Origin of the sequence: Streptomyces sp. NBC_00322 (assembly GCF_036147535.1) — a bacterium.
In the GTDB taxonomy this organism is placed as follows: Bacteria; Actinomycetota; Actinomycetes; order Streptomycetales; family Streptomycetaceae; genus Streptomyces.
Window position 1 is genome coordinate 4,964,414 of the sequence record NZ_CP108019.1, and the last position, 17,105, is coordinate 4,981,518.

General features: G+C 72.1%; 14 protein-coding genes. 7 read left to right on the plus strand and 7 right to left on the minus strand.

The genetic code is table 11. The annotated features are described in order from the left end of the window. Positions 1 to 51: 51 nt before the first annotated feature. Positions 52 to 750: a bifunctional DNA primase/polymerase gene (locus tag OG905_RS22645; RefSeq protein ID WP_328676504.1), complete on the minus strand. Its 699-nt coding sequence runs from the start codon at positions 748 to 750 to the stop codon at positions 52 to 54. Positions 751 to 983: 233 nt separating this feature from the next. Between OG905_RS22645 and OG905_RS22650 the strand changes: the two genes are divergently transcribed. Both OG905_RS22650 and OG905_RS22655 read left to right on the plus strand, forming a co-directional pair. Next, on the plus strand, positions 984 to 2,366 hold the full coding sequence (locus OG905_RS22650; protein ID WP_328676506.1) for a transcriptional regulator: 1,383 nt from the start codon (positions 984 to 986) through the stop codon (positions 2,364 to 2,366). Between the two features lie 140 nt (positions 2,367 to 2,506). Further along, on the plus strand, positions 2,507 to 4,207 hold the full coding sequence (locus OG905_RS22655; RefSeq protein ID WP_328676508.1) for a hypothetical protein: 1,701 nt from the start codon (positions 2,507 to 2,509) through the stop codon (positions 4,205 to 4,207). A gap of 51 nt (positions 4,208 to 4,258) precedes the next feature. Here the strand turns inward: OG905_RS22655 and OG905_RS22660 are convergent, their stop codons facing one another. Further along, positions 4,259 to 5,575, minus strand: a complete 1,317-nt coding sequence (locus OG905_RS22660; RefSeq protein WP_328676510.1) for an ABC transporter substrate-binding protein — start codon at positions 5,573 to 5,575, stop codon at positions 4,259 to 4,261. 173 nt (positions 5,576 to 5,748) lie between these two features. Between OG905_RS22660 and OG905_RS22665 the strand changes: the two genes are divergently transcribed. Next, entirely contained in the window at positions 5,749 to 6,195 is a 447-nt protein-coding gene (locus OG905_RS22665; RefSeq protein ID WP_266481800.1) for an SCO4402 family protein, read from the plus strand. A gap of 46 nt (positions 6,196 to 6,241) precedes the next feature. Next, a complete protein-coding gene (gene purU, locus OG905_RS22670; protein WP_328676512.1) occupies positions 6,242 to 7,093 on the plus strand; it encodes a formyltetrahydrofolate deformylase in 852 nt (283 codons plus the stop codon). 33 nt (positions 7,094 to 7,126) lie between these two features. Here purU and OG905_RS22675 read toward each other — a convergent pair whose 3' ends face one another. The 3 genes from OG905_RS22675 to OG905_RS22685 are packed head-to-tail and all read right to left on the minus strand — an operon-like array spanning position 7,127 to position 13,268. Continuing rightward, complete coding sequence (locus OG905_RS22675) at positions 7,127 to 8,407, minus strand: hypothetical protein (RefSeq protein ID WP_328676513.1); 1,281 nt, start codon at positions 8,405 to 8,407, stop codon at positions 7,127 to 7,129. Then, positions 8,404 to 9,540 (minus strand): hypothetical protein, encoded by a 1,137-nt coding sequence (locus tag OG905_RS22680; RefSeq protein WP_328676515.1) that lies wholly within the window; start codon positions 9,538 to 9,540, stop codon positions 8,404 to 8,406. The genes OG905_RS22675 and OG905_RS22680 overlap by 4 nt, the downstream gene beginning before the upstream one ends. Further along, a complete protein-coding gene (locus OG905_RS22685) occupies positions 9,537 to 13,268 on the minus strand; it encodes a tetratricopeptide repeat protein (protein WP_328676517.1) in 3,732 nt (1,243 codons plus the stop codon). Before OG905_RS22685 ends, OG905_RS22680 begins: the two co-directional genes overlap by 4 nt. 36 nt (positions 13,269 to 13,304) lie before the next feature. Here OG905_RS22685 and OG905_RS22690 point away from each other — a divergent pair, with 36 nt between their 5' ends. Further along, positions 13,305 to 13,610: a trypco2 family protein gene (locus OG905_RS22690; protein ID WP_328676518.1), complete on the plus strand. Its 306-nt coding sequence runs from the start codon at positions 13,305 to 13,307 to the stop codon at positions 13,608 to 13,610. A gap of 289 nt (positions 13,611 to 13,899) precedes the next feature. Here OG905_RS22690 and OG905_RS22695 read toward each other — a convergent pair whose 3' ends face one another. Both OG905_RS22695 and OG905_RS22700 read right to left on the minus strand, forming a co-directional pair. Continuing rightward, complete coding sequence (locus tag OG905_RS22695) at positions 13,900 to 14,412, minus strand: EF-hand domain-containing protein (protein ID WP_328676519.1); 513 nt, start codon at positions 14,410 to 14,412, stop codon at positions 13,900 to 13,902. 137 nt (positions 14,413 to 14,549) lie between these two features. Beyond that, on the minus strand, positions 14,550 to 14,924 hold the full coding sequence (locus tag OG905_RS22700; RefSeq protein ID WP_328676522.1) for an STAS domain-containing protein: 375 nt from the start codon (positions 14,922 to 14,924) through the stop codon (positions 14,550 to 14,552). A gap of 263 nt (positions 14,925 to 15,187) precedes the next feature. On the opposite strand from OG905_RS22700, the gene OG905_RS22705 reads away from it, so the two are divergent. After that, positions 15,188 to 15,784 carry a sigma-70 family RNA polymerase sigma factor gene (locus OG905_RS22705; RefSeq protein WP_328676524.1) on the plus strand — a complete coding sequence of 199 codons (597 nt, stop codon included), beginning with the start codon at positions 15,188 to 15,190 and terminating at the stop codon, positions 15,782 to 15,784. Further along, positions 15,781 to 17,097 (plus strand): anti-sigma factor family protein, encoded by a 1,317-nt coding sequence (locus tag OG905_RS22710; protein ID WP_328676525.1) that lies wholly within the window; start codon positions 15,781 to 15,783, stop codon positions 17,095 to 17,097. The genes OG905_RS22705 and OG905_RS22710 overlap by 4 nt, the downstream gene beginning before the upstream one ends. Positions 17,098 to 17,105 lie beyond the last annotated feature (8 nt).

A 17,105-nucleotide genomic window follows, 5' to 3' on the forward strand; every position in this document is an offset into this window, starting at 1 on the left:
GATGTCCCCGTGGGTATGTCTGTACGGGGACCACCTTATGTACGGCGCGTCCTAACCGCGCCGGGCCCGTTCGGCGGCAGCATCCCGCCCGCACGCGTAGGCCAGGGGGCTGATCAACTCCTCCGCGTCCGGCAGCCATCGGTTGGCCGGGGTGGGGCGGCGCGCCCACTGCACCGCGCCGTACCCGCCGATCCGGGTCGGCGGAGCGGCCACATAGTGGCCCTCGCCCCGCGCGATCAGGTCGATGCCGCTCGGCGTCCAGCCGAGGGTACGGATCATGTCGGGGATCTTGGGTGCCGCTCCGGGCAGTACGAAGAACACCATCCGGCGGTCGGGGGTGCAGGTCACCGGGCCCAGCGGGAGGTCCATCCGCTCCAGGCGCGCCAGCGCCAGGAAGCCCGCCGACTCCGGGACCTCGAGAGCGTCGAAGGTGCGGCCCGTCGGCAGCAGGATCGAGGCCCTTGAGTGTTTCGACCACAGCCGGCGTGCGGCGACCGCGCTTCCTGTCGCCTGATTCGCCCAGTCCGGCCTGGCCGGGTGGGCGCCGGGCGCCGGGCACGCTGTGTCGCCGCACGAGCAGCGTTCCCTGCCCTCCACCGCCTCCAGCCAGGTGCCCGGGAACACGTCCCAGTGCCGCTCTTCCGCGTACCGCACGGCATTGTCAAGCAGCTGCTCACCTCGCTGTTGGGGGATCCGTGCGGCTTCCGTGAGTCCGATGGTCTCTTCCACGACACACTCAACTACCGCCATCACCTTGAGTTACGGGCGGGTCTCGGGCGGGCCCGGAGCATCGATCCTGCACACGGGGCGCATGGGTGCACGGGCGGGGGCGCGCATGCGGCGGGGTCGCGGCGGGCGGGTACCCACTCGCAGTGGACGTCACGCGGACGGCGAAACCTGACCAACTCAGCTCAAGTCTGCATTGTCCGACATCAGCCGGGCATTGATCACTTCATCGATCATCGCGGCCTCAGGGGGTAATCATGGCAGCCAGGCCTCTCGTCGCCCGACAACCGAACGAACGGTTGCAGGCGCTCATTCAGGAAGCCGGGTGTTCCAACGCCGGCCTCGCCCGTCGAGTCAACATGGTGGGAGCCGAGCGGGGTCTTGACCTCCGCTACGACAAGACATCGGTGGCGCGCTGGCTGCGCGGACAGCAGCCGCGCGGCCGGGCGCCGGGAATCATCGCGGAGGCGCTGGGCCGCAAACTCGGGCGTACGGTCACGATCGACGAGATCGGCATGGCGAACGGCAAGAACCTCGCGTCGGGCGTCGGCCTGCTCTTCTCGCCGACCGTGCTGGGCGCCATCGAGCAGGTCTGCGAGCTGTGGCGCAGCGACGTCGGCCGCCGCGACTTCCTGTCCGGCTCCGCGGTCGCCGCGTCCGCGCTCGTCGAGCCGAGCCGCGACTGGCTGATCACCGGCGCGGACAGCCAGGTGGCGCGGACGGCAGGGGCGCGGGTGGGGGCCTCGGACGTCGAAGCGGTACGGGCCATGACGGCGGCGCTCACCGAGCTGGACCACCGCTTCGGCAGCGGGCATGTCCGGCCGGTCGTCGTGCACTACCTGAACAGTGTGGTCTCCGGGCTGCTCTCGGGCTCGTACCGCGAATCGGTCGGCCGTGAACTGTTCGCAGCGGCGGCCCGGCTGACGGAGCTCGCCGGATATATGGCTGTCGACACAGGCCAGCCCGGTCTCGCCCAGCGCTACTACATCCAGGCGCTGCGCCTGGCCCAGGCGGCGGGCGACCGGGGATACGGCGGCTATGTGCTGGCTGCCTCCATGAGTCATCTGGCGGCCCAGCTCGGGAACCCGCGCGAGATCGCCCAGCTGGCGCGGGCCGCCCAGGAAGGCACCCGGGGGAGGGTCACCCCGAGGGCCCAGGCGATGTTCTTCGCGGCCGAGGCGCGCGGACACGCCCTGCTCGGGGACGCCCGCACCTGCCACGAGGTGGCGGGGAAGGCGCTGCGCGCGCTGGAGCAGGCCGAGCCGTCGGCGGGCGACGACCCCGCCTGGATCGCCCACTTCGACCAGGCCTATCTCGCGGACGAGCTGGCGCACTGCTACCGCGACCTCGGCCGGCCGGAGGCGGCCGCACAGCATGCGGCGGACGCGCTGGACGGCCTGCCGGAGTCGCGGGCCAGGCGGCGGGCGATCGGGCTCGTCCTGCTGGCCACCGCGCAGGTGCAGCAGCGGGAGGTCGAGCAGGCCTGCCACACGGGCACGCGCGCGGCGGAGCTGCTGGGCGGGCTGCGCTCCAGCCGGGGTTCGGAGTACCTGGACGATCTCCAGCAGCGGCTGGAGCCGTACGCGGACGAGCCGGCGGTCCGCGAGTTCGGGGCGCGTCTCGAGCTCCAGGCCGCGTGAGGGGGAGCGCGGGGAATCGGCGGGCAATACCAGCGTCTTGTGCAGCAGTCTTGTCACCGCTCCCACGGGTGTGTGCGGAGCGGCCGAGTCACCCGGTAGCGTGAGCCGTCGATTCCGTAGGTCCACACGTAGGAGTCCCGGTGACGCAAAGCGGACAGGGTGACGAGCAGCAGCAGCCTGCAGCTCGGCCCGCGCACGAAGGCGTCGTGCTGCCCGCCGACGGAAGCGAGCCCTGGATACCGGGGGTCTCCGAGGCTCAGGCCTCTCCGGCGGGCGGCCGTCCGTGGGGCGAGCCGTGGGGACCGCAGCAGGGTGGACCGGGTGCGCCTGGTATGCCGGATATGTCCGGCGGCCAGGGTGCCCAGGGTGCACAGGACGGTTGGGGCCAGGCCCCGCAGCCCGGGTACGGCGGTCAGCCGCAGGAGCCTCAGCCGGGGTACGGCGCGCACGCGCAGCCGCAGGGCACGCATGCGCTGCCGCCGCACGAGCCTGCCGCCCAGGACGGGTACGGTGCCCAGCCGCTGCCCGCGCCGGGCGCGCCCGCCCAGGCCGGGTACGGCGGTCAGGCGCTGCCTCCCGCCGGGCCGCCGTCGCAGGAACCTGCCCCGCACGCCGGATACGGCGGCCAGGCGCTGCCCCCGCAGGGCCCCGGCACGCCGAGTGGATACCCGCAGGGCCCGGCCCCGGACGCCGAGTACGGCACGCAGGTGCTGCCCGCGCAGCCGGGGGCGTACGGCGCGCAGCCTCAGCGGCAGCCGCTTCCGGACGCCCTGCCCCCACATGCCGCCGCCGGCGCGGACTCCGACGCCACGCAGTACATCCCTCCCGTCCCCCCGGGCGCGCTGCCGGGCCAGAACCCCGCCGAGTCGACGCAGTTCCTCGGCGCCGTGCCCGGCCTGGGGCCCGCGTCGGGGCCCGACGCCGATGCCACGCAGTACATCGCGCCGGTTCCGCCCGCGCCCACCGCCGCGCCCTTCGGGATCCGGCCGGGGGCTCCGGGGGACAGGCAGCCTCCCGCGGAGTTCGACAGCCTCTTCCGTACGGAGGCGTCCGCGGACCGGATTCCCGACTCCACCCAGCAGTTGCCCCGCTTCGAGGCGCCCCGGGTGCAGATCCAGCAGCCACACCAGCAGCGGCAACAGCAGCAGCAACAGCAGTACCAGCAGCCGCAGTACGAGCCGCACGACCTCGACCCCGAGCCCCACGCGCGCAAGTCCTCGCGCATGCCGGTCATCGCGGCGGTCGTCGTCGGCTGTGCCGTACTCGGGCTCGGCGTGAGCATGGTGATGTTCAGCGGGGACGACAAGAAGGACGACTCCGGCACGGGCCAGAACGTCGCCGCCACGTCCCCCGCCCCGAGCAACAGCCCCCAGTCCGCCGCCGACCCCGCCAAGGCGCAGGCCGAGGCGCTCGACAAGCTTCTCGCGGACAGCAACAACAGCCGCTCCGTGGTGATCCGCTCGGTGGAGAACATCAAGCGGTGCCAGAACCTGGACCAGGCGACCACCGATCTGCAGGGCGCCGCGCAGCAGCGCCGCGGTCTGGTGACCCGGCTGCAGGGTCTGACCGTCGACAAGCTGCCCAGCCACGCCGAGTTGACCTCGGCGCTCACCAGGGCCTGGCAGGCGTCCGCGTCGGCGGACGACCACTACGCGGCCTGGGCCCAGCAGGTCAAGGACAAGAAGGGCTGCAAGGACGGCAAGGCGCGCAACACCGGCCAGACCGCCCTGGCCAACCGCGCCAGCGGTGACGCGAGCAAGGCCAAGAAGGAAGCTTCCGGGCTCTGGAACGACATCGCCGCCAAGTACGGGCTCACCAAGCGGCGCAGCGAGCAGCTGTAGAAGCGGCCGCGGTGGCCAAAGGGCCTCAGGGGCCAGAGGGCCCAGAGGGTCTCAGAGTGTCGAGGATTCCGTCAGCGTCTTGGTGACGTCCACGAAGCCCGGTTTCTGCGCCACCAGCCGCCCGCCGCGCACCACTTGGAAGGTCACGCTGCGGTTGACGATCCGCGGGAAGCTGGCCGTGCCGAGCATGTCGTCGTACTCCCACCGCAGGGTGGGCGTGAGCCCGCCGGTCGACACCTGCACCCCGTTGTCCAGGGCCTTCGAGATCATCCCCGGGGTGATCCTGTCCGCGTTGAGCGACTTGATGACCGTCCGCAGCACGGTGTAGGCGATCCAGGTGGTCTGGACGCCCGCGTCGGCGGGGTCGATGCGGTTGTCGCCGAAGGCGTGGGCGCGGATGACCCGCTCCATCCCGGTCCAGCGGGCATCGCCCGCGTCCGGGTACCAGCCGGTGATGTACGCGCCTTCGAGCGGGCCGTTGCGGCCGCCGGTGCGGTCGATGAGCGGCTGGCCGACGCTGCCCATGACGGAGGAGATCCGGATCTTGCGGTTGTCCTCGGGCAGTCGCCGGAAGGAGTCGACGAAGGTCTCGGTACGGTCTCCGAGCGCCGCCGTCACACATCCGGGGCGGTCCGACCCGAACGCGAGACCTGCCCCCGCCTTCTTGCGGGCCTGCTTGGCCTGCGAGGTGTAGTCGGTCGCGTCCTCGGCCGCCAGGATGTCGGTGGACTTGTCCCGGCTGCCCTCGGAGAGGCCGGAGTTGAGGAGCTGGGGCAGTTCGTCGCCCGCGAGGGTGTTGGGCCGTACCAGCGAGACCCGCTCGCACACGTCGGCGAGCTGTCGGCCGTTGCCCGCGAGGAGGGACGCCTGACCGCCGTTGACGGGGTAGGAGAGGTAGCTGGTGAACTCCTCGCCGGATATCCCGTACCCGCCGATGTAGGGGATGCCCGCGGCCTCCAGGGGGGCCATGAACGCGTCGCCGTGCTGGCTGTAGGAGCCGACGACCGCGACCACGCCCTCCTTGACCGCCCGCCGGGCGCAGGCGGCGGCGCCGGTCGAGGTGTTCTCCTCGTTGCAGGAGATGACGCGCAGCTCGTGCCCGTCCAGGCCGCCCTGTGTCTTGGCCCACTTGGCATAGGCCTTCGCCATCGCGGGCATGCCGGGCATGTTCGTCGCCCGGGTGTCCTCGGGCGCGAAGGTCATCACCTTGACGGGCTCCCTGGAGCCCCCCGAGCCACCAGGGAGTACGCCACAGGCCGCGACCAGCGACGTTCCGGCCGCCACAGCTGCCGTGGTGGTCGTCCAAACGGCGCGAACCCTTGCGGTCCTGGAGGGGCGGGGGGAGGAGGAACGTCGCCAACCGGTCATGGTCAAGTACATTTCCGCCTCCCGGGTAACGGCGCAGTGAGCGTCGTTCAACGAAGGGTGACGGGAAGGTGAATTACAGGGGGCGGTCAGACCGACCGGCGGGGGAACGTACGATCGACGGCGTGCAGCAAGGTTCGGTCCCCTCTTCCCGTCGCGGCCGTCGCTCATCCACCATGGGCGGCATGCCGCTCAATGACATGCCCTGGTGGCGCTGGCGCAGCAACGTGCGCTCGGCGCTGCACATGCTTTCCGATCCCGTCTTCCATCAGGAGTGCTGGCTCGCCGGCCGCGAGGGGTACGGCGACGTCACCGACGCCGTGTACCGCCTGGTCGAGGACACCTGGCTGGACAACTGGTCCGCCGAGAAGTACGTCGGCACGATCTTCCGCGACTCGGGCGAGGCCGCGCTGGTCGATGTCGCCGTTCTGCGCGTGCTGCGGATCATGCACCAAGTCGGTGCGGACGCTCCCGTATCGGCGTATCTGGAGCACCACGGCTGGCCGGAGGCCGTACGGGCCGCCCGTGAGGCGCACGTCCGCCTCTCGGCCAACGACGGCGAGGACCCGGACGCCCCGCCGCGCTCGCTGGACGTGCTCCGCATCATGACGCGGTCCGCCTGACGGACGCCTACCCTGCCGGGACCGGCGGATATGGCAGTCTACGAGGATGACTGACCAGTACGTCCTGACGCTCTCCTGCCCGGACAAAAAGGGCATTGTGCATGCAGTGTCGAGCTATCTCTACATCACCGGCTGCAATATCGAGGACAGTCAGCAGTTCGGGGACCGGGACACGGGTCTGTTCTTCATGCGGGTCCACTTCTCGGCCGAGGAGCCGGTGACCGTGGAGAAACTGCGGGCAGGCTTCGCCGCCGTCGGGGAGTCCTTCCGGATGGACTGGCAGATCCATTCCGCCGAGGAGCCGATGCGGATCATCCTGATGGTCAGCAAGTTCGGCCACTGCCTCAACGATCTGCTCTTCCGCTGGAGGACGGGCGCGCTGCCGGTCGAGATCGCCGCGGTCGTCGCCAACCACACGGACTTCGAGGAGCTTGTCACCTCGTACGGCATCCCGTTCCATCACATTTCGGTCACCAAGGACACGAAGGCGGCCGCTGAGGCGCAGGTGCTGGAGCTGGTACGCGCCGAGAATGTCGAACTTGTCGTACTCGCCCGCTATATGCAGGTGATCTCGGACGATCTGTGCAAGCAGCTGAGCGGCCGGATCATCAACATCCACCACTCCTTCCTGCCGAGCTTCAAGGGCGCGAAGCCGTACCACCAGGCCCACGCGCGCGGCGTGAAGCTGATCGGTGCGACCGCGCACTATGTGACGGCCGAGCTCGACGAGGGGCCGATCATCGAGCAGGAGGTCGAGCGCGTCGGCCACCAGGTGACCCCGGAGCAGCTGGTGGCGGTAGGCCGCGACGTGGAGTGCCAGGCGCTCGCCCGCGCGGTGAAATGGCACGCCGAGCACCGGATCCTGCTGAACGGTCGTCGTACGGTCGTCTTCGCCTAGGGCCTGATCCAAACGACAGGCCCTAAGCCCTCCTTAGGGCGACTGCCCGGGCGCGTTGTCGCACAGGTCGTCGAGGAGGAACGCGTCCTCCTTCAGCTGCAGCTGCCGCTCCGCCTCCAGTTGCTCCAGCAGCCGCGTCAGCAGCGCGCTGCTCCGCGGCGCGCCCAGGAACTCCAGCACCGCCCGGTAGAACGCGTCCCGCAGCGTCGGCGGCATCGCGTCCGAGGCGTCCAGGCAGATCTGGCCCGCCCCGTCGAACAGGTCCTGCACGGCTCGCGTGCTGCGCGACAGCGGTACGGAGCCGAACGTGCCGCCGGGGAAGTACGGCCGCTCCGCGGGCTTCGCCGCCTTCGCCCAGTCCTCGCGCGCCTCGCGGGAGGTGAGGCGGCCCAGCAGGTCCCACGCCGCGGCGCTGGGCTTGAAGACGGCTGCCAGGTCGCCGGAGACCTCGTAGACGTGCGCGCCCGCGCTCCTGGCCCCGAGGAAGCGGGCGGTCGGCTCGGGCAGGACGTCGTCGCCGTAGTGGCGGCGGATGAACGAACCCTGGTGCTCATGGGTGCAGTCGCCCCGGTTCAGCAGCCCGTACCGGCCGTTGCCGAGCAGCTCGAAGGAAGAGCGCAGCCCCTCCGCGCCGAGGGCCTTGCCGTCGTCGTCGCCGTTCGCGGCCAGCAGCCTGCCCCACTCCTCCCACGCCGGCCTCGTCGACTGCCACGAGGTCTTCCCGGTCGCCCAGCTCTCGTACTGCGCGAATCCCATCCGCTGCAGCAGCAGATCCTCCACCCAGTCGGTTCCCGGCCAGCCCGAGGTGGCGCCGGAGCCCATGCCGAGGCACCAGTCCGGCTCCTTCCCCGCGCTCGCCCCACGGCTCCACACGAGCGACTTGAGGTCCACCCGCACGGGCGCCCAGTAGGCGTGCGTACGGGCCTCGCCCCGCTCGCTCTCGACGGTCAGGGTCGGCGCCCAGGGCGGGACCGCTGCCCCGGCGACCTTCTCGAGGAGCGGATACGCGTCGCCGGTGCGGGCGTACTCGACCAGATCGCCGGGGCTGCTCAGGATCGCAAGGTCCGGCGGCGCGTCCGCCTGGAGCTGGGCGAGCAGCGTCTCGCGCAGGGAGCGGGTGCCCTTGTAGACGTAAGTGCGCCCGGTCCGCTCGCCGATACGCCGCAGCGCCGCCACGAACGGCCGCTCCTCGCCGTCCGTCCACGGGCCGAGGACAACCAGCGTGCGCTCCTCGGCCGCGTCCGAGCAGCCGCCCGCCGTCACGGCGGCGGCGGTGAGCAGACAGCAGGCCAGCAGTGCCCTCAAGCGCTTCATGTGAGCCTTCGTCGGGGACGGACGGCCGGATAGGGGCGGCCGTAGAGGAAAAGCGTGACGCCGCAGGCGAGCGCGCCGACACCGCCGGCGGGCACGACGACGCCCGCCGTCAGCGACCAGCCCTCGGGGTGAGCCCCGCGCATCGCCGCGTCCGCCTCCTGCGCGGCCGACTCGATCCGGCGCGGGGCCGTGTCGTCCGCGGACACGGATTCGAGCCTGCCCACAGCCGCACGCGACCGCTCCTGCGCCCCATGCTCCTCGAACCCGCCGAAGGCCAGCAGTACGGGAGTCAGCAGCACCGGCACCGCGGCCACCGCCAACTGCAGGCTGATCAGCCGCAGCCGGTCCGCCAGGAACACCGACGTGCCCAGCAGGACGAAGGCGAAGAGCACGGCCGCCAGTGCGGCGGCGGCCGCGCCGGTCAGCGTGAGCGGGCTCCAGGCCGCCAGGTCGTGGTTCTCCCGGTGGAGCTGGCGCTCCAGCTCCCGGAGCCGTTCGAGGATGGAGATCGGTTCCTGCGCGGTTCCCGGGGTGACCGCGCGGTGCCGGCCGCGCAGCATGTCCTCGGCGTAGGCGACCCCGGCCCGGCGCAGGACATCGCTCGTACGGTTCCGTTCCGCCCAGGCGATCTTGTCCCCGTAGGCGACGACCAGGCCGGAGACCACCCGCAGCTCCTGCTCCTGTCCCTTGTGCAGGGCCCCGGACCGGGCGACCCGGCTGAGGCTCTGCGTGGCCTCCGTCAGCAGGGAGCGGTAGGTCTCGCCGAGCTCGACCAGACCGGGCGTCGTGCTCTTCAGCAACCGCACATCGGCCTGTCCCTGGGCCAGTTCGAGGGAGGTCCTGGCCTGGGCCAGATCGACCAGCGCGGGTGCGCACCGGTCGCGCAGCCGCTGTGTACGGCCGTGGATGTCGCCGTACGCGGCCGCGGAGAGGGCGAGGGAGACCACGGCGAGCACGGGCAGCACCAGCATGCGCCGACGCAGGAACGCGGCGGTGGGGCAGCTGCCCTCGGGGGTGCGGCCCACGGCGCGCTGCCACAAGGCGGGGAAGAGCCCGCGCAGCGCGGGCAGGGCGCGAGGTGCCACGAGGCGCAGCCGCGTGAGGACGAGCCGGACCCGCTCGCGAAGCTTCACGCGTCCTCCCCGGAGTCGCGCAGCCAGGGCCGGCGCGGCAGCCACACCGCCAGGGACCGAGGCCCGCGGCCTGGGCCGGAGCCGCGGCGCCGGTTCCTGTGCCCGTCCCGGTCGTGTCTCAGGCCGAGGGGACGCGTGCGGTACGCGTTGTCGAGTAGCGCCTCCGCGAGCTCGGCGTCCTCGGCGAGGTCGGTGCGCGGCACCTGCGCGGCCAGCTTGCGGTAGCAGGCGGAGAGCTGTTCGCGCAGCTCCCGTTCACCGGCGGGTACCGGGATTCCGGGCGGCAGCGAGCCGCGCAGCTCGGCCAGCGGGTCCTTCTCCCGTGCGGCGGCGACCAGTTCGAGCAGCAGCTCCAGGAGCTGGGCGGTGAGCCGTTCGTACGCCTGCCGGTCGGTGAGGCCCTCGTGGCTGACCAGCCGGCGCAGGGCGGCGTAGGCGCGCACCGCCGATGCCACGGTCGGCGGCGACCCGTCGGCGGGCGGGCCGGCGTGGATGCGCACCATCGCCGTACGGGCGGCGGTGCGGTGCCGGGAGTCGGGCGGCACGCCGTCCAGCGAGGCGAGGGCCAGGTCCGGGCTGCGGCGGGCGAGATGGATACGGGCCAGGCCGAAGGCGGCACTCCCGAGCGCGTGGTTGCGCCGCCACACCGCGTCGTAGAACCGCATGGCCTGCTGCTCGTGCCCCTCGCGGACCTCGGCGTCCGACGTGGAGTCGGCGAGCTTCTCGTGGCAGTAGCCGAGGGCGAGCTTGGGCGCGTACTCGCCGGGAATCGCGTCGTACACCTCGTCGAAGCAGGTCAGCGCCTGGCGCACATGGCCGTGGGCGAGTTCGGTCAGGCCCCGGTGCCAGTCGAGTCGCCAGTCGTAGCGCCTCCGGTCGCCGAGCAGCCGCCCTGCCCGGTCCAGCTCCATCGCCGCGGCGACCAACTGCTGGTCGCGCCCGCGCAGCTGGTCGCGGGCGAGCTCCAAGTGGAGGCGGCAGCGCAGCAGGTGCAGTTCGGGAGAGGGCAGCCACTCGTCGCTGAGCTGGAGCAGACCGGCCGGGTCGGCGTACGAAGTGCGCTGCAGCTCCTTCCAGTTGGGGTCCTGCTGGTCCGCCTTGGGCACGGGCAGGGCCACCGCGACCTCGGCAGGGCCCGGCACCTGCGCGCCCTGGTCCTGTCCGGCCGGCCTTGCCGGGCTCGCGTGCCCCGGGTCGCCGCCGTTGCCGCCGGCCCGCCAGCGGGTCAGCGGCGGGGCCTTGCCCAGCTGCCCGTCGAGGGCGGTGGCGGCCCGGTCGAAGAGCGGCGACGGTTCGAAGGTCTCCTCGCCGAGCCGCAGGGAACGCAGTTCGCGCAGCACCCCGCGCAGTTGGAGCGCCATCTCCTGGGCGGTGGCGTAACGCCGTTTGGGGTCGCGTGCCATGGCGCGCCGCAGGGCGCGCTCCAGCGACTGGGTGCCGAGGTCGGCCGGCGGCACGGGGTCCTTGGCGAGCAGTTCGTCCAGGACCGCGCCGACCGTGTACAGATCGCCCGCGGTCGTCATCTCGCCCGAGGGGCCCGCCTCGGGCGGGCGGTGGCTGACGGGTCCCGGTGTGCCAGGTCTGCGGACGCCCGCGACGTCGATGAGTTTGATGCCGTTGCCGCAGTGCAGGACGTTGGTGAGGGAGAGATCGCCATAGACGAGGCCCTCCTGGTCGTGGAGATGGCTGAGCGCGTCCAGGATCAGCAGCCCGTAGACGACGATGAACTCGCGCACACGGGGCCCCGAGAACGGCGGACGCTGCCGGCCGATTCCGGCCGCGACCCACTCCAGCGGCGCCCCGTCGGCGAACTCCATCACGATGAACTCCACCGAAGTCGACGGATGGCGCGCGTAGTTGACGACCCGGATTACGGAGGGATGGTTGAGGCTGACCAGCCGCAGCCGTTCCTGATGGGCCTGGAGGACCGCCGCCGGATTGCCGGGGTCGAGGATTCCCTTCAGCGCCACCGGCCGGTTGTCCAGCAGCAGATCGCGGGCGAGATACACCTGCCCGTGGCTGCCCTGGCCGATCGGGCCCACCACCTCGTACTGCTGGTGCAGCCGGTCGCCGCCCGCCAGATGGGGACCGGCCGGTGCGGTGACGAGCGCGTCCGGGTCGCGCACGGCGACCCCCGGCAGATCGGTGAGCCCGTCCCCCGGCGGCTCCACGACGAATTCGTGCGGGCCCAGCGGCCCGGCCATCACCTGCTCGGCGGCCTCGGCGTCCAGCAGCGCCGTCTCGACGTCGACGGCGAGCCGGAACAGCGCGCGCGGCAGGGCGGGCGAGTCGTACAACGGGCCGCCGCGGCAGAGCTGTTCGAGCTCGCGGCGCAGCTTCGGCGACCGGCCGTCGGGGCGGCGGGGTGCGGCACGTCCCGCGGTGGCCGGACGCGCGGGGAGCTGCCGTAATCGCTGCTCGCACTCGGCCAGCCGGTTCACCCGCGCGGCGAGCCGGTCCGCGCGGCGCTCTGCCCACCCGGGATCGAGGAGTTCGCTCCGTACGCGCGCGAGCAGCGGGGAGCCGGGATCGCTGAAGACGAGCAGCAGCCGGCTGTCGCCCCGCGCGAGCAGGGCGCGCAGCAGGGCCGTGATCTCCGCGTCCTCGGAGGCGGACCGGTCGACGGCGAGAAAGGCGGCGATCAGCGGCGGGCTCTCCTCGGCGATCTGCTCCAGACGCGCGCCGTGGGATCTGCCGCCCTCCAGGCCGATCCGCTCGGCGGCGTGGACGGCGAGCTCTCCGGCCGTGCGGTTGGTGGCGTCGACGGCGATGTCGATGCTGCCCACCTGCGGCTCGCCCGCCGGACTCCCGGACGCGGACGGCGGGCTCTGCTCCCGGTCGGCGAGGGTGAGCACCGAGCGGATGGTGTGCAGCAGCGCGTGTTCGCCCTCACCGGCGAAGGCCAGCTCGACGGGGTCGGTGTCCGGCTCACCGTCCAGCCAGCGGGTGAGCCTGCGGTGCAGACCGGGGACGCGGCCGGACGCGGTCCGGTCGGGTGCCACGGCGACATCGCGGGAGACGGCGCGGGGGCCCGTGACCGTCAGACCGAGCCGTTCCAGCGGCAGATGCTTGAGCACCGTCTCGGTCGGGATCATGTACGCGTGCTCCCGCCGCACGGGTGCCTGCGGGGTGCCGAACTGGTGGGCCACGATGCCGATGAGACGGCGCGAGCGGCTGTGCACGACCCCGCCGCCGCTGTAGCCGTGCCGGACCACATAGGGCGAGCCTTCGGTGTCCAGCTGCACCCACTCCGGCCGGTGCGCGGGCCCGCCGCGCCCCATCAGCCGGGCGTCGAGGTGCTCGCCGCCCGGCAGGTCCTCGGGATAGCCGGTGAAGTGCACGGGTTCATTGCGGGCCGGGATCTGGCGGTGCAGCACGGCGTGGGGCACGGGCGGCTCATGGTCCAGCTTGAGCAGGGCGAGATCGCCGCTGAAGTGCGCGGTGGGCAGGACCAGATACTCCCGCAGCAGCCGGGCGCGCAGAGGTTCCGGCGCAGCACCGGACAGCGCGGCGGCGGGCACGTCGACGTAGACCGTGTCGAAGGGGGCGCGGGTGCCGTCGCCTCCGGGCCGGGAGAGCACCGTATGGGCGCAGGTGAGCACCAGTCCCCCGGGGAGCAGCACCCCGGCGCCCAGCGGGCGGCCGGAGCGGTCCTGCGTACGAAGCAGACAGACCCGCCAACTCTCTTCGGGTGACGATGAGTTGGACGTGTGCCACGGCTCCCTCATACTTCCCAACCATAACTACGGGAGACGGGGTGCGCGATGGCTGAGCGTGACGATGCCGCTGTGGCGGGACTGGCCGAGGTGATCGGACAGGTCCGCGACGAGCTGGAACGGGCCCAGCGGGCGGGCGAGGGACGCGACCTCAAGTTCAGCGTGGAGAAGGTGAATCTGGAGTTCGCGGTCCAGGTCCGCCGCGAGGGCAGCGGACGTGCGGAGCTGCGCATCGGGGTGCTGACGGCGGGCGGCGGCGGCTCGGCGGCGCGGGACACGACGCACACGATCCAGATCGAGCTCAAGCCACAGGGGCGGGACGGGAACCCGAACGTCGCGGTGGGCGGAGAGTAGGCGCTGCACGGGAACCTGGCCGGATGGACCTACCGAGCCCTCGGCCGCCCCTGACCATCCAGAGCAAGCAGGCCCCGGCAGCCCCGATCCAAAGGCAGCTGGGGCCTTCGCCGTTCAGCCTCTCGATGCACTCCAGTGGCTGCTGAAGGCCTCGGCCAGTGGCCGAGCCCTTCTCGCCCACGGTTGGTATTCGGGCCGGACGGGCTTGCTGGACCGTGCCCTCGATCGCCAGGCAAGCCCGTCCGCCGTTTGCGGAAGCGGAGTCTGGGGCGCAGCCCCGGAGGCAGGGCTACGGCTCCGGCGTGACGAAATACGACGCGAAGCCCGACAGGATCTCCTCCTCCGTGATCCGGCCGTCCCCGTCCGCGTCAAGGCCCACCGCCACCCGCGCCGCCAGCGTCGGTTCGACGCCCAGCACCTCCAGCACGCGCTCGGCGGCGGACGGTGTCACACCGGAGCCGTCCTCGTCGGCGATGTCGATCAGGGCGTGGAGGAAGGGGCGGGCGATCTCGGCGAACCGCTGGGGGTTGTCGCGCAGTCTCTTCACCGCGCCCGTGATGAATTCCGGGCGGGTGACCCGCTGGTCGCCGTCCACATCGGCGATCCCGGCCATGCCCTGCCAGAACGCCTCCGCACCGCTGTAGAGGGCCTGGCCCTTGTCACAGCGAGCCGTGGTGGAGAACTCGGCGAGCAGCGCGGCGGTCGCCCCGCTGAAGTCCTGACGGTCGATGTAGCCATTGCCGTCCTGGTCGAAGGCGGCGAAGCGGGAAGCGATCTTGCGCTCGTATTCTGCGCTGTCCATGAGGGCGAGCGTACGACTCCGAGCGCTGACGCGTGCAACTACTCCCCCATTTACGTGCTGACGACATCACGACGACATCCGCGGGTACGCCCGGTGACGGCGAAACGTCACACGGTGACCGCGCGGCGGCTACCGAATCAGGCGGAGAGCGGCTGGGCCTCCTCGTCGGTGGCCGAGTGCGTGTCCGCGTACACGTCGAACAGGCGCCGCACCCCCAGGGCGCCCAGCACCCGGTTGACGTGTGAGCCCTCCTCGGCGCCGTGGGCGGGCAGTATCAGGCGCAGCCTGCCCTGGCAGGAGCGCAGCAGGCGGCGGGCGGCGATGAGCACTCCGACGCCGCTGGAGTCGCAGAAGAGCACCTCGGAGAGGTCGAGCACCACATCGCGGCGGCCGACGGCGACCGCGTCGTGGACGTGCTGGCGGACCGTGGGCGACGAGACGAGATCGAGCTCTCCACAGACGTGCAGCACGGTCCATGCGCCCTGCCGGGTCTCGTCCACCTTGAGCATCACGTCCGGACCTCTCCTCACGCCGATCCGGAGTGCCGCGCCCGCTGAAGTGCGGCCGTACACATCCGGAAGCTGCCCTTCCTGACGCGACTGCCCCGCTCCTCCCGCCTGAAACACGAAGCTCAAGGCAGGCTTGCGGGAGCAGACCGCCCCTACCATTGAACCTGCTCCTCGGGGGCGCACTTGCCATAAAGGGGCGTGCGTTCGCAGCAACGCGCACTACATTCGAAGAGGCGACAGGCACAGGGGACAGGCTTGGGGGCCGAATGGCAAAGGACACACCGCCGCGCTGGGACCGCAGGATGCAGCAGCGGCTGGCACGGGGAGAGGCCGCCGCGCTCGGAGAGCTGTACGACAAGTTCGCCTCACTGGTGCACATGCTCGCCCACCGGGTGCTCGACGACGACGAGGCCGCAGACCAGGTGACGCGTGAGGTCTTCGGCTACATCTGGGAGAACCCCGACTCCTACGACCCCAAGCACGGCTCGATGCGTTCCTGGGTGGCCAGGCTCACCAACAGCCAGGCCGTGCACCGGCTGCGCCAGACCGAGGCCGCCGCACTCGCCCAGGGCGGCGAGGGCACCACCGAGGAGCTGGAGCAGAAGGTGCGCAGGGCAGCGGTCGCCGCCCGCGCCGACTACATCGTCACCTCCATGCCCGCGCCCCTGCGGGACGCACTGGAGCTGGCGTACTTCCAGCGCCGGGACTACCGTCAGACGGCGGCCGACCTCGGGGTCACCGAGGACGAGGCCAGGCGCCGGCTGCGGCTCGGCCTCCAGCTGCTGTCCACCGCCAACACGCGCCCGCTGGAAGGCTCCTCCCTGCAAGGCTCCTCCCCGCCCCGATACGGACGCTCCTTGTGAACGGGCCACTCGACGGCGGCCGCGGAAACGGCCGCTCCGGCGACGACGGCCGCGACGAGGTACGGGGCGGTCCGCGCATACCGGGACCGCGGCCGGCGGCGGACGATCTGGACCCGCCCGCACGTCTGTTGCCGCTCCGCGGCGTGCCCGAGCAGCCAGCACAGACGGTGCCCGAGGCGCAGCCCGTACCCGAAGTACCGCCCGCGCCCATCCAACGGCCGTCCCACAGCGTGCTGAAGTCGCTGCTCGGCGCGTGGGCGCTGTCCGCCTGCTCCGCCGAGGAGACCGCGGCGGTCGAGCAGCACCTCGGCGACTGCGCGCCCTGCGCGGAAGAGGCCCTGCGGCTGCGCGACGCCGTCGCACTGCTGCACACCGACCGGGATCTGGACCTCGACCCGCTGCTGCGCTTCCGGGTGCTGGAGAACTGCCTGGGGCGCAGGCCCGCGCGTATCCCCGTGCCCGTCTGGGCGACTCCGTACGACGCCGAGACCGCGCGGCTCGACGCGCTGCTGCGGGACATCGGCGAGTCGGAGTGGCACGCGCCGGTGCACCTCAAGTGGTTCGAGGACGAACGGCAGGTGAGCCGCCGGACGACCGTCGCCGGGGTGATCGGGCATCTGATGGCCATCGACGGCCTGGTCGCGAGCGCGCTCGGCCTGGACGACCCCCTCGGGGCGAACGCACCGACGGTGCCGACCGATCGCACCGAGGCGTACTGGCGCACCACCGACCTGCCGCGCACGCGCGCCGTCCGCGAGCCGTGGCGCGACCAGAGCCACACCCTGATCAGGACCGTGTCCTTCGCGGGCCGCGGCGTCGCCGAACTGTCGGTGTCGTACGGGGACTTCGCCCTGCCGCTGGGGGACTCCCTGCTGGACCGGGCCTTCGAGTGCTGGATCCACGCCGGCGACATCGCGGACGCGGTGGACTATCCGTACGAGCCGCCGAGCGGCTCCCATCTGCACCGGATGATCGACCTGGCGGCGCGGCTGCTGCCCGCGGCACTCGCCGACCGCAGACGCGCGGGGCTCGCCGGACCGGCCAGGCATCTGGTGGCGGCCGGCGCTCCCGGCCGTTCACTGCATCTGGAGGTCGAAGGTTCGGGCGGCGGGAACTGGTACATCGCCCTGGACTCCCCGGCGGCCGTCGCCTCGGCGGACCAGGCGGTGGCTCAAGTGGCGCTGGACGGCCTGGAGTTCTGCCGCCTGGTGGCGGGGCACGTCTCACCGGAGGAGGCAGCGGCGGGCCAGGACGGCGACCGGGAGGCGATCCGGGACGTGCTGTTCGCGGCGGCGTCGCTGAGCAGGCTCTAGGGGGCGGC

Coding starts and splice junctions, on each gene's coding strand:
- OG905_RS22675 (WP_328676513.1), bottom strand. CDS start 8,407: ATGAAGCGCTTGAGGGCACTGCTGGCCTGCTGTCTGCTCACCGCCGCC.
- OG905_RS22645 (WP_328676504.1), bottom strand. CDS start 750: ATGGCGGTAGTTGAGTGTGTCGTGGAAGAGACCATCGGACTCACGGAA.
- OG905_RS22685 (WP_328676517.1), bottom strand. CDS start 13,268: ATGAGGGAGCCGTGGCACACGTCCAACTCATCGTCACCCGAAGAGAGT.
- OG905_RS22705 (WP_328676524.1), top strand. CDS start 15,188: ATGGCAAAGGACACACCGCCGCGCTGGGACCGCAGGATGCAGCAGCGG.
- purU (WP_328676512.1), top strand. CDS start 6,242: ATGACTGACCAGTACGTCCTGACGCTCTCCTGCCCGGACAAAAAGGGC.
- OG905_RS22660 (WP_328676510.1), bottom strand. CDS start 5,575: ATGACCGGTTGGCGACGTTCCTCCTCCCCCCGCCCCTCCAGGACCGCA.
- OG905_RS22665 (WP_266481800.1), top strand. CDS start 5,749: ATGGGCGGCATGCCGCTCAATGACATGCCCTGGTGGCGCTGGCGCAGC.
- OG905_RS22695 (WP_328676519.1), bottom strand. CDS start 14,412: ATGGACAGCGCAGAATACGAGCGCAAGATCGCTTCCCGCTTCGCCGCC.
- OG905_RS22650 (WP_328676506.1), top strand. CDS start 984: ATGGCAGCCAGGCCTCTCGTCGCCCGACAACCGAACGAACGGTTGCAG.
- OG905_RS22690 (WP_328676518.1), top strand. CDS start 13,305: ATGGCTGAGCGTGACGATGCCGCTGTGGCGGGACTGGCCGAGGTGATC.